We start from the raw sequence: 11995 nt of genomic DNA on the forward strand, positions 1-11995 counted from the left end.
TGGTGCCTGACGTGTTCACGTCAGTCTGTGAAAGGAAATCGTGATGCCGGACCTCAAGGTCCTCGACGCGGGCCACTCTGGAGCCCCCGATGAACTGGGTGTTCCAGGCGGGCGCGGCGTGGTGAGCCGGCGCAGCCTGTTCGACGGGCGGATCATGCGCGTTGCCGCAGTGGATGCACTGCGCAAACTCGATCCCCGTGTGCAGATCAAGAACCCGGTCATGTTCGTGGTGCTCATCGGCACCGTGATCACGCTGTTCGAGGCGATCGCCCATCCCAGTGTCTTCTCGTGGTCGGTGATGGTCTGGCTGCTGTTGACCGTGCTGTTCGCCAACTTCGCCGAGGCGATGGCCGAGGGCCGCGGAAAGGCGCAGGCGGACACGTTGCGCAAGACGCGCACCCAGACCGACGCGCGGCGGCTCCGGCCCGACGGCGCCGAGGAGCGGGTGCCCGCCGCCGACCTGTCGCTGGGCGACATGGTGGTCTGCGAAGCAGGCGACGTCATCCCCTCAGACGGGGAGGTCGCCGAGGGGGCGGCCTCGGTCGACGAATCCGCCATCACCGGCGAGTCCGCTCCGGTGATCCGGGAGTCCGGCGGCGACCGGTCCGCGGTGACCGGTGGCACGCGGGTGCTCTCCGACCGGATCGTGGTGCGGATCACCGCCGAGCCGGGGAAGACGTTCCTGGACCGGATGATCGGCCTGGTCGAGGGAGCGAAGCGGCAGAAGACACCGAACGAGATCGCGCTGACGATCCTGCTCTCCGCGCTGACCCTCATCTTCATCCCGGTCGTGGTCGTGCTGCAGCCCTTCGCCCAGTTCGCCGGCGGTCAGGTGGAGGTGATCATCCTCATCGCGCTGATCGTCTGTCTCATCCCGACCACCATCGGAGCGTTGCTGTCCGCGATCGGCATCGCCGGCATGGACCGGCTGGTGCAGCACAATGTGCTGGCGATGAGCGGCCGTGCGGTCGAGGCCGCCGGCGACGTGCAGACGCTGCTGTTGGACAAGACCGGCACCATAACCATGGGCAACCGGATGGCCTCGGAGTTCCACCCCGTCGGGGGATGCGGCGAGCAGGATCTCGCCGGCGCCGCCCAGCTGGCCTCCCTCGCCGACGAGACCCCGGAGGGACGCTCGATCGTCGTGCTCGCCAAGGAGCGCTACGGGCTGCGCGAGCGCGACCTGGCGGCAGATCACGTCTTCGTGCCGTTCAGTGCCAACACCCGCATGTCCGGCCTGGACACCGACGGCCGGCACATCCGCAAGGGGGCGGCCGACGCCGTCAAACGGTGGGTGACGGAGCAGGGCGGCACGCTGCCCGCCGAGCTCGACCAGATCGTCGAACGGATCTCTCGCGCCGGCGCCACCCCGCTCGTGGTGGCCGACCAGGCTCGCGTCCTCGGGGTGATCGAGCTCAAGGACGTCGTGAAGCAGGGCATCGCGGAGCGCTTCGCCGAACTGCGCGGGGTCGGCATCCGCACGGTCATGGTCACCGGCGACAACCCGCTGACCGCCGCCGCGATCGCGCAGGAGGCCGGGGTCGACGACTATCTCGCGGAGGCGACGCCGGACGCGAAGATGCGGCTGATCAAGGCTGAGCAGGAGGGCGGCAAGCTGGTCGCGATGACCGGTGACGGCACCAACGACGCGCCCGCGCTCGCGCAGGCCGACGTCGGGGTGGCGATGAACACCGGAACGTCGGCCGCCAAGGAGGCCGGCAACATGGTCGACCTCGACTCCAACCCGACCAAGCTCATCGAGATCGTCGAGATCGGCAAGCAACTCCTCATGACCCGCGGCGCGCTGACGACCTTCTCGATCGCCAACGACATCGCGAAGTACTTCGCGATCATCCCGGCGCTGTTCGTCGGCACCTATCCGCAGCTGGACGGCCTGAACATCATGCGCCTGCACAGTCCGCAGAGCGCGGTGCTCTCCGCGGTGATCTTCAACGCGCTGGTGATCATCGCGCTGATCCCGCTGGCGCTGCGCGGAGTCCGGTTCCGGCCCTCCGGAGCGACCGCGATCCTGCGCCGCAACGTGCTCGTCTACGGCCTCGGCGGGCTGATCATCCCGTTCATAGGCATCAAGCTGATCGACCTGATCCTCACCGCGCTCGGAGCGTACTGATGTTGCTGGACCTGCGACGGGCGATCACCGTCTCGATCATCTTCTTCGTCATACTCGGCCTGGCCTACCCACTGGCCGAGACCGGCATCGGGCAGGCGCTGTTCAACCACCAGGCCAACGGCTCACTCACCGCCCACGGCTCGGAGCGCATCGGGCAGAACTGGGATGGACCCCAGTGGTTCCACGGTCGCGCCGACGGTGACGACCCGACCGCCACCGGCGGATCCAACCTCGGGCCACGCTCGAAGGAACTGCTGGACAAGTACAAGGAGCGGATCGCCGGGCTGGAGAAGCAGGGTGTGACCCCGCATCAGGACCTGGTGTCCGCGTCGGGCAGCGGCGTCGACTCCGACATCAGCCCCGCGGCCGCCTACGCCCAGATCTCGGCCGTGGCCGAAGCCCGCGGCCTGTCGACCGACCGGCTCCACGCACTGGTCGAAAACCACGTGCAAGGACCCCAGTTCGGATTCCTCGGCGCTCCGCACGTCAACGTCCTGGAGCTGAACGAGGAACTCGCGACCTTGAAATGACGACCCAGCGCCCCGACGACGGCTCCCGGGCCGAGCCGTCCACCTCCCTCGCCGCCGGCCGAGTCCGCGCCGGCGGCGGGATCCGCGCCGGCGGCGGGATCCGCGCCGGCGTCGAAGCAGCCGGACGGTTCCGGATCTACCTCGGTGCCGCGCCAGGCGTCGGCAAGACCTACGCCATGCTCGACGAAGCACATCGCCGCCGCCGGCGCGGTGGCGACGTGGTCATCGCGATGGTCGAGACACACGCCCGACCCGCGACCGAAGCCCAGGTGGCCGGCTTGGAAGTGGTCCCACGCAAGACCGTCGAATACCGGGGCGCCCGATTCGAGGAACTCGACCTGGAGGCCGTGCTGGCCCGCCGGCCCCAGGTCGCCCTCATCGACGAACTCGCCCACACCAACGTCCCCGGCTCGGGGCGTAACGAAAAGCGCTGGCAGGACGTGCTCGAACTGCTCGCCGCCGACATCGATGTGATCACCAACGTCAACGTTCAGCACATCGAAAGCCTCGCCGACGTGGTGGAGCAGATCACCGGCATCGCCGTCAGGGAACGGGTGCCCGACGCCGTCATCCGAAGCGCCGACCAGATCGAACTCGTCGACTCCTCACCTGAGCAACTGCGCCGCCGCATGCTCCACGGGAACATCTTTCCTCCCGACCTCGCCGGCGAGGCACTACGCGGTTTCTTCAAGACCGACACTCTCACCGCGCTTCGCGAGCTCACTCTGCGGTTCCTCGCCGACGAGACGCGGGGCGATCTCCACGAGCGGCGCAGCCTGGCCCGCGCGGAGACGCTGTGGGAAACCGCGGAAAGCGTGCTCGTCGGGGTGAGCACCGCGCCCGGAGCCGACGCGACACTGCGGCGCGCCGCCCGTATCGCCGCCCGGCTCCAGGCCGACCTGCATGTGGCGCACGTCATGCCCATTGAGGCCCGCCCGTCCGACGTCAAGATCGCTACTCTGCGCCGTCTGGCGGACGATCTCGGCGCCCACTGGAGTGACCTGTCCGGCGAGGACCCCGCCACCGCGCTCGTGGACTTCGCACGACAACGGCAGATCACTCAAATCGTCGTCGGGCCCGGCCGACGCGGCCGCTGGCTCGAGATCATCGGCGGCGGCTCCACCATCCGGCGCCTCAGCAGACTGGCAGGTGACGCAGGCATCGACGTACACATCATCGCCCGCGCCGCATCTCCGTCCGCAGGGTCTCCGGATGCGGGCACGCGGAATCCGGACCGGTGGCTGCGGGGGCCGGACGCCGACAGCGGCACCCCAACGCCGTGACTCCGACTTCAAGGGCGATGATGGAACACGACATCGCACGGCGGGAGGATCACGACACGAAGACCCCGAGGGGGCTCAGCATCGCCGGGTCGTCCGCGGCCCTGGCGAGCATGGCCGTTCTCACGCTCGCCATGCTGCCGTTCCGCGGCGAGCTGAGCATCGCCACCACCGCGCTGGTGCTGGTCATGCCCGTCGTGGTCGGGGTCGTGATCGGCGGCTTCCGGGTCGGCGTGATCAGCGTCGTCGGCGGATTCCTCGTCTACGACTTCTTCTTCATCCCGCCCTACCTGACGCTCGATGTCGGCGCGACCGAGAACTGGGTCGCGCTGGGCGTTTACGTGGTGATCATGCTTCCCGTCGCTCGAGTGGTGGCCAGCATGAACACCGCCCGCACGCAGGCGCGGCAGCGGGCGATGCAGATCCGCCAGCTTTTCGAGCTGTCCGCACTGCTCGTCGAGGACAAGCCGCTCGAGGACCTGCTCACGGTCATCGTCACCGCCCTGCGGGACGTCTTCGACGCCCACCAGGTGGCCCTGCTGCTGCCGCGCGACGGAGATCTCGAGATCGCCGCCTCGGCCGGCGCTCCACTCACCGACGATGATCGGCTCCGGCTGCAGCCCACTCCAGGCATGCCGACCAGCCTCGACGTCAACCAGCCTGAGGACACCGGCTTCTTCAGGATCGCCCTCGTCGCCGCCGGACGTCCCATCGGCATGCTGACCGTCTCCGGTACCGAGATCACCGCCCGGCAGCGTGAGCCGCTTCTGCTGTTCGCCAACCAGATCGCGCTGGCCGTCGAACGCGCGCAACTGCGCGAACAGGCCCTGCGCGCCGGACTGACCGAGGAAGTCGAACGCCTCGCCCGCACCCTCGTCGCCGCGGTCTCTCACGATCTACGAGCCCCGCTGGCCTCCATCAAGGCCTCCTCGTCCACCCTTGCCGACCCGCAGTTGGGCAGCGGACTCGACGGCGGGGCCCGGCACGAACTCTCCGTTCTGATCGACACTCAGGTCGACCGGCTCGCCGCGCTGGTCACCAACCTGCTCGACATGAGCCGCGTGCAAGCCGGCGTTCTTCAGCCCCGTGCCGGCATCACCCGCCTGCACGACCTCGTCGACACCGTCCTCGCCGACCTCCCACTCGGCCGGCGCAACCGCCCGCCGATCCTCGACCTGCCCGACGACCTCCCGCTCATCGACGTCGACGTCGTGCTCATCGCCCGGGTGCTCACCAACCTGCTGGAGAACGCCACCCGGCACGCGCCGAAGGACAGCCCGATCACCATCGCCGCCCGGCCCACCGATCCCACAGCGATCACCGTGTCCGTCACCGACCACGGTCCCGGCGTCAGCCCCGACCGGCGTAGCGAGATCTTCGGACTGTTCATCCGCCGCCACGGGGACTCCGGCTCGGGTCTGGGGCTGGCCATAGCCAAGACCTTCATCGACGCCCACCGGCAACGCATCTGGGTCGAAGACGCCCCCGGAGGTGGAGCACGCTTCTGCTTCACCCTGCCCATCGCCGCGCCGCTACAAGAGAGATCCTGACCATGCCAGCCGTCCTGATCATCGACGACGACATCGCGCTCCTGAACGCCTGCCGGGTCGGCCTGCAGGCACTCGGCCACGACGTGCGTACCGCGGAGACCGGGGCCGAGGGATTGTCCGCCGTCGCGCTACAGCGACCAGACGTCATCGTCCTCGACCTCGGCCTACCCGACCTGGACGGAATGAACGTCTGCACCCGTATCCGCGGGTGGACCGACACCCCCATCGTCATCCTCTCCGCCGACGGCGCGGAGGAACGCAAGATCGAGGCGCTCGACGGCGGCGCCGACGACTACATGACCAAGCCCTTCGGCATGCGCGAACTCGACGCTCGGCTGCGGGTCGCGCTACGCCACCACCACGCTGACGCCGACGACGGCCAGAGCAGCCGGCTCCAGGTCGGAGCGCTCACTCTCGACCTGCAGCACTACGAGGCGATCTTCCAGGGTGAGCCGCTCGACCTCACCCCCAAGGAGTTCGAATTCCTGGCCTACCTCGCCCGCCACGTCGGCAAGGTCTGCACGCGCCGCTTGATCCTGGAGCACGTCTGGGGTCCCTCGTATGCCGACGAGACGCACTACCTCAAGGTCTACGCCTACCGGATCCGCAAGAAGCTCCACGACGAACAAGGCCGCTTCTTGCAGACCGACCCCTCCGTCGGCTATCGCCTCAAGGCCACCGGCACCTGACGATCTTCGGTCGCGGGCGTGGACGGCGAGAGCAGCCACGCCGCGGTCTTCGCATGGCTCCATATTCGCCCTGAGAAGCTCCATATTCGCCCGGAGAAGCGGACACAATCTGGCCGCTTCGTCTGCGATTGTCATCCCGTACCCGAGAACACCCGGAAGGGACTGAAGGCGATGACCGCCACCACCGACACCGCGGCGTGACCCGATGACCGTCCTCGACACCAGAGCGCTCAACCGCGCGGCCCTCGCCCGGCAACTGCTGCTCGATCGCGCCGACACCCCGGTCCTCGACGCCGTCGCGCACCTGTGCGGCCTGCAGGCGCAGGAGCCGCAGGAACCGTTCACCGGGCTCTGGTCGCGGCTGCGCGCGTTCGACCCGGCGGCGCTGGACGACCTGCTGACCGGGCGAAGCGTCGTGCGGACCCACCTCATGCGCCGCACCGTCCACCTCCTCACCGCCGAAGACGCCCTGGCCTGGCGGGCCCGTCACGAAACCATGCTTCGCCAGCGGGTGCTGGGCGTCTACCGCCGGGAGCTCGACGGGGTGGACCTCGACGAGCTCGCAGTGGCGGCCCGCGCGGTGCTGGCCGACGGCGAACCCCGCTCGATGACCGAGGTCGCGCGGATGCTCGCCGACCGCTGGCCGGCGCCGGGCCCGAGAGCACTGGGCGAGATGGTGATCACCGCCCTCGTCCCGAACGTGCAGCTACCGCCGCGCGGGCTTTGGCGCGTGAAGTCGGGGGTGCGCAACACCCCCCTCTCCCACTGGCTGGGCCGCGAGATCGACCCGCCCGCGCCGCAGCGGACCGACCCGGTCGGCGCGGCGCTGGTGCGCCGCTACCTCGCCGCCTTCGGCCCCGCGGCCTCGGCCGACCTGCGCGCCTGGTGCGGCCTCGCCGGACTGCCCGCCGCGGTGGCCGCCGTCCGCGCGGAGTTGGTCACCTTCCACGACGAGCGCGGCCGTGAACTGCTCGACCTGCCCGACGCGCCGCGCCCCGACCCCGGCACACCCGCCCCGGTGCGGTTCCTGCCGGCGTTCGACAACGCGATCCTCGGCTACCACGACCGCAGCCGGATCATCGAAGACGCCCACCGCGGCCTGTCCGTCACGGGCGCGCGTGTCGTGCTGGTGGACGGCCGGGTCGCCGCGACCTGGACCGTCGACGCGGGCACCGTCGTCGTCACCCCGCTGCGCGGTTTCACCCGAGCCGAGCACACCGCCGTCATCGAGGAGGGCCAGAGCCTGGCGTCGTTCCTGTCCGACGATGACAGCGACCGCGCACAGATCGCCACGTCTTCCGGCTGAGCGACACAGGTGTTCTCGAGCGTGGGACGACCAGTTGGCGGAGAAGGTTTCGTGTGCTGACCGAGAAGTGGCGCGAGGAACCGATGCCGCAGGTCCGGGACGTAGACGACTATTCGACCAGCGCACCGAAGACGTAGGTTCCGGGAGCGTTCGGATCGTCGCCTGCCCAGAACTCCGTCCAGTGGGCACGGAACTCCTCGCGGGTGACGTGGCCGTCACCGTCCAGGTCCAGGCGGGGGAAGATCTCATCGGTCGCCGTAGGCGTCCCGTTCCACGTCTCGATGAGCGTGCCGTACTCCGAACGGGAGATGAGGCCGTCCCCGTTGAGGTCGATGGCCTCGAACATCGCGTCGGCGGTGCCGGAGACCGCGTCAGCCATGTCACCCAGCCCTTCCACGACGAGGAGCACCTCCTCGAGGGTGACGGCGTCGTCGCCGTCGGCGTCGGAGGCGGCCCGGAGCACCGGCCACCAGCCGGTCATGACGGAGGCCAGTCGCTCCGGATCGACGGATCCGGCGACGGCCTTCCAGCGATGGGCGAGCGCCTGGAAGTCGACCTCCGTCAGCCGGCCGTCTCCGTCCATGTCCATCGCACGGAAAACTCCGATGATCTTTCTGCGCTGGAACTCACTGGCCACATCCGCCTCCGCTCTTCGGGAGGCTTCATGCTTTCGGGAGGTCACCGTTGGTGACCATAGTCATCGGAGTGACGAACCCGTTACGTACCGTGTGGAGCGCATCGACGGCACCCACCGGCGGGGGCGGGGAACCCCAGGTCGGGGGCGGCGATCGTTCGACGGCAGTCGCGCTCTGTCCGGACATCTGCCACTGTGAGGTGCGTGCGCCATGGGCACGACGCCCTCGTCAACAGGCGACCCATGGGAGATCCTCGAAGGGCCGGCGGTACCCCGCCGTACGCGGCGAGCCGCCGCTGCGCGAGGAGGTCCGTCCACAGCGGACAATGAAGGGAAAGGAGACAACCACCCCTTTCCACTCTCAACGTATAGCGCACCGGGGGGCTTGCGGCAAGACCCGGGTCGTGCCGCAGAATCGACGGCCGAGGCCGGAACCTGCGGAAACGGGGATGCGAAGTGCGTGTGTTGTTGTCGGCCTACGGGTCGCGCGGGGACGTCGGACAGATGGCGGGACTCGCTGTGCGGTTGCGGGAACCCGGCGCGCAGGTGCGGATGTGCGCGCCGCCGGACAAGGAGTTCGCCGAGTTGCCGGCCGGTGCCGGCCTGCCGCTCGTGCCGGTCGGCCCGCCGATGGGCCCGATGGTGCGACCGTCGTCGACGGCGGACGCGCCCCGGCGCATGTCCGAACCGGCCGCGCAGTTCGACCCCGTAGCCGCGGCAGCCGAGGGATGCGACGCCCTCGCGGATCGGAGCCAATGACGTGGAACCCCTGATCACCAGCGCATTCGACCTTCCCGACCACCTCTCCCCCAAGGCCGACCCGACGCTGATCGCCGGCGACGAGCAGCACTTCGCGGCCATCGCGGAGAGCCTCGAGCAGTCGATCATCGACCTGTCCGGCCGCCTCGACGCCGAGCGCAAGGCGCCCGGCGGCAAAGGCCGGCAAGCGCTGGACCGGGATCTGGAGGTCCATCGGCTGACCGCTCGCCTGCGAGCCCTGCGCCGTTTCGGTCTGGACCTGTGCCTCGGACACATCGTCAGTTCAGACGACCCCGAGCCCGTGTACATCGGACGACTCGGCCTCACGGACAGCACGGGTCGACGGCTGCTGCTCGACTGGCGCTCCCCCGCGGCTGAGCCGTTCTTCGGAGCCACCCACGCCAACCCGATGGGCCTGTCGAGCCGCCGCAGGTATCGCTGGACCCGCGGCCGGATCAGCGACTACTGGGACGAGGTGTTCACCTCGGACGGGTTCGAAGGGCATGCCGCGCTCGACGACCAATCCGCCTTCATCGCCAGCCTGGGCGGCAACCGGTCGGCCCGGATGCGAGACGTGCTCGGCACCATCCAGGCCGACCAGGACGCCATCATCCGCGCGGGGTCCCGCGGCGCTCTCGTCGTCGACGGCGGTCCGGGCACCGGGAAGACCGTCGTCGCCCTGCACCGCTCCGCCTACCTCCTCTACTCCGACCCTCGCCTCGGTCACCACCGGGGCGGCGTGCTGTTCGTCGGCCCGCACCAGCCCTACCTGGCCTACGTCGCCGACGTCCTTCCCAGCCTCGGAGAGGAGGGCGTGCAGACCTGCACCCTGCGGGACCTCGTCGCCGAGGGAGCCGGGGCAGCGATCGAGGCCGATCCGAACGTGGCCCTCCTGAAGTCGTCCGCGGACCTGGTGAAGGCGATCGAGACGGCCGTCAGGTTCTACGAGAATCCGCCCACCAAGGGGATGACGGTCACGACCCACTGGTCCGACATCTGGCTGAGCCCCGACGACTGGGCCGAGGCGTTCCAAGCTCCGGAACCCGGTACTCCGCACAACGAGGCGCGCGACCAGATCCTGGAGGAGTTGCTCGCGATCCTGATGGACAAGCACGACGGCGACGCCCCGGCTGACCGGCTCCGCAAGTCGCTGCTGCAGAACAGGGAACTGCTCACGGCCCTCAACCGCGCGTGGCCGCTGATCGAAGCGGCCGACCTCGTCGGAGACCTGTGGTCGGTGCCCGCCTACCTGCGGATGTGCGCTCCCTGGCTCAGCCCCGACGACGTTCGGACACTGCAGCGCGGGGACGCCCAGGCCTGGACGGTGTCCGACCTGCCGCTCCTGGACGCGGCACGGCAGCGGCTCGGCGACCCGGAGGCGTCACGACGTAAGCGCCGGCATGACGCCTCTCTCGCCGCCCAGCGCGAGTACATGTCCAGGGTCGTCGACAACCTGATCGAGGCCGATGACGACGGTGAGGGTCTGGTGACGCAGTTACGCAGGGAGGACCTGCAGAGGAACCTGGTCGACGAGACCGAACTCCCCGGCATCGACCCGGACCTGCTCGCCGGCCCGTTCGCGCACATCGTCGTGGACGAGGCACAGGAACTGACCGACGCGGAGTGGCAGATGTTGCTGCTCCGGTGCCCGTCCCGGAGCTTCACCATCGTCGGGGATCGCGCCCAGGCAAGGCACGGGTTCACGGAGTCGTGGCAGGAACGGCTCGAGCGGATCGGGCTCGACCGGGTCAACCTGGCCTCCCTGAGCATCAACTACAGGACCCCGGAAGCGGTCATGGCGGAAGCCGAGCCGGTCATCCGGGCCGTGCTCCCGGACGCCAACGTGCCGACCTCCATCCGCAGCAGCGACGTCCCCGTCGTGCACGGATCCGCTTCGGATCTGGGCTCGATCCTCGACACCTGGCTCGCCGCGCATGCCGAAGGGATCGCCTGCGTGATCGGCGATCCCACGTTCCGGGCGACCTCCCGCGTCCGGTCGCTGACCCCGGAGTTGTCGAAGGGGCTCGAGTTCGACCTGGTCGTCCTCATCGACCCGGAGGCGTTCGGCAGGGGCATCGAGGGAACGGTCGACCGCTATGTCGCCATGACCCGGGCGACCCAGCAACTCGTCATCCTCACGAGCGCCTGAGTCGGCCGCGCGCCGCGCTCCCGGGCATCCGGCGCGACGGGAACGTCAGCTCCTCGGCTGATACACGTAGGGCGTGGTGGTGCTCAGCTGCGCGAACCCGAGCCGGGCGAGGATCGGCCGGCTCTGGTCGGACGCGTCGACCTGCAGGTAGCGGTAGCCGCGCTCGGCTGCGATGCGGGCGCGGTAGGCGATCAGAGCGCGGTAGAGGCCCCGGCCGCGCCACGCCGGCACGGTGCCGCCGCCCCATAGCCCGGCGAAGTCCGCGTCCAGCGGGAGTTCCATCCGCGCCGAGCTGACCGGCACGTCGCCGGCCATGGCGACGACCGCGACGACGGTGTCCGGAGCTTCGGTGAGCTGCTTCAGGAGTTGCGCTCTGATCCTGGAGCCGTCGGTGTCGAAGGCCTGATCGTGCACGATCGTCATGAGCTCGACCCCGGCCGCGTCGGTCACCTCGCGCAGCGTGATTCCCTCAGGAGGCACGACGGCGGTGGACAACTCGCCGATCTCGGCCACCATCAGCGCCTCCTCCGGCTCTGATGTGAACCCGGCCGCGTGGAGCCGCGCGGGCAGGTCGTGCGGAAGGTCATGGGCGTAGAGCTTCCACTCGAATTCCAGCCCCAGTTCGCTGAAATGCTTCACCTGTTCCACGATCGCCGCGTCCGCGGACTCCGCGTCGAGGCCGGACCACAGGACGCCGTTCCACCCGTTCTCGCCGCCGGTCTGCCGCGTCGTCGTCGCCGTCCTCTCGACCCGGGCTCCGGGGCCGTCGGGACGGACATTGCGCCGCATCTGGGTATCGAATGTCGCCAGCACCTCGTCATGATTCATCCCCACATTCGAGCAGTGACGGGATTAATGGCGCAAATGGGTTTATTTTCGACGGCCGGAACAAGGCGTCGGCGACACGCCAACCGGGGGCGGGCTTCGCCAGGGAGGGCGACGGTCGCGTCGCCGTCGACAGGCGGCC

General features: G+C 69.3%; 11 protein-coding genes. 9 read left to right on the forward strand and 2 right to left on the reverse strand.

Features of this window, described 5'->3' with window-relative positions; translation table 11 throughout:
- Positions 1-43 precede the first annotated feature (43 nt).
- The 7 genes from kdpB to Pmi06nite_RS26560 are packed head-to-tail and all read left to right on the forward strand — an operon-like array spanning position 44 to position 7486.
- Positions 44-2131 carry a potassium-transporting ATPase subunit KdpB gene (kdpB, locus tag Pmi06nite_RS26530; protein WP_203955846.1) on the forward strand — a complete coding sequence of 696 codons (2088 nt, stop codon included), beginning with the start codon at positions 44-46 and terminating at the stop codon, positions 2129-2131.
- Positions 2131-2661 (forward strand): potassium-transporting ATPase subunit C, encoded by a 531-nt coding sequence (locus tag Pmi06nite_RS26535; protein ID WP_203955847.1) that lies wholly within the window; start codon positions 2131-2133, stop codon positions 2659-2661. The genes kdpB and Pmi06nite_RS26535 overlap by 1 nt, the downstream gene beginning before the upstream one ends.
- Positions 2658-3944 (forward strand): universal stress protein, encoded by a 1287-nt coding sequence (locus Pmi06nite_RS26540; RefSeq protein ID WP_203955848.1) that lies wholly within the window; start codon positions 2658-2660, stop codon positions 3942-3944. The genes Pmi06nite_RS26535 and Pmi06nite_RS26540 overlap by 4 nt, the downstream gene beginning before the upstream one ends.
- The gene (locus Pmi06nite_RS26545; protein ID WP_203955849.1) at positions 3941-5491 is read left to right on the forward strand and encodes a sensor histidine kinase; all 1551 of its coding nucleotides are present in this window, start codon (positions 3941-3943) and stop codon (positions 5489-5491) included. The genes Pmi06nite_RS26540 and Pmi06nite_RS26545 overlap by 4 nt, the downstream gene beginning before the upstream one ends.
- 2 nt (positions 5492-5493) lie before the next feature.
- Positions 5494-6180 (forward strand): response regulator transcription factor, encoded by a 687-nt coding sequence (locus tag Pmi06nite_RS26550; protein ID WP_203955850.1) that lies wholly within the window; start codon positions 5494-5496, stop codon positions 6178-6180.
- An 18-nt stretch (positions 6181-6198) separates the two neighbouring features.
- Positions 6199-6381 carry a hypothetical protein gene (locus Pmi06nite_RS26555; RefSeq protein ID WP_203955851.1) on the forward strand — a complete coding sequence of 61 codons (183 nt, stop codon included), beginning with the start codon at positions 6199-6201 and terminating at the stop codon, positions 6379-6381.
- 4 nt (positions 6382-6385) lie between these two features.
- Positions 6386-7486 (forward strand): winged helix DNA-binding domain-containing protein, encoded by a 1101-nt coding sequence (locus Pmi06nite_RS26560; RefSeq protein WP_203955852.1) that lies wholly within the window; start codon positions 6386-6388, stop codon positions 7484-7486.
- Positions 7487-7595: 109 nt separating this feature from the next.
- On the opposite strand, the gene Pmi06nite_RS26565 is transcribed toward Pmi06nite_RS26560, so the two are convergent.
- A complete protein-coding gene (locus tag Pmi06nite_RS26565; protein WP_203955853.1) occupies positions 7596-8123 on the reverse strand; it encodes an EF-hand domain-containing protein in 528 nt (175 codons plus the stop codon).
- A gap of 453 nt (positions 8124-8576) precedes the next feature.
- Between Pmi06nite_RS26565 and Pmi06nite_RS26570 the strand changes: the two genes are divergently transcribed.
- Together Pmi06nite_RS26570 and helR are read left to right on the forward strand one after the other, a co-directional pair.
- On the forward strand, positions 8577-8879 hold the full coding sequence (locus Pmi06nite_RS26570; protein ID WP_203955854.1) for a glycosyltransferase family protein: 303 nt from the start codon (positions 8577-8579) through the stop codon (positions 8877-8879).
- Between the two features lies 1 nt (position 8880).
- On the forward strand, positions 8881-11028 hold the full coding sequence (gene helR, locus Pmi06nite_RS26575) for an RNA polymerase recycling motor ATPase HelR (protein WP_203955855.1): 2148 nt from the start codon (positions 8881-8883) through the stop codon (positions 11026-11028).
- A 45-nt stretch (positions 11029-11073) separates the two neighbouring features.
- Here helR and Pmi06nite_RS26580 read toward each other — a convergent pair whose 3' ends face one another.
- Positions 11074-11856 (reverse strand): GNAT family N-acetyltransferase, encoded by a 783-nt coding sequence (locus Pmi06nite_RS26580; protein WP_203955856.1) that lies wholly within the window; start codon positions 11854-11856, stop codon positions 11074-11076.
- Between the last annotated feature and the right edge of the window lie 139 nt (positions 11857-11995).

The organism is Planotetraspora mira (assembly GCF_016863275.1).
In the GTDB taxonomy this organism is placed as follows: Bacteria; Actinomycetota; Actinomycetes; order Streptosporangiales; family Streptosporangiaceae; genus Planotetraspora; species Planotetraspora mira.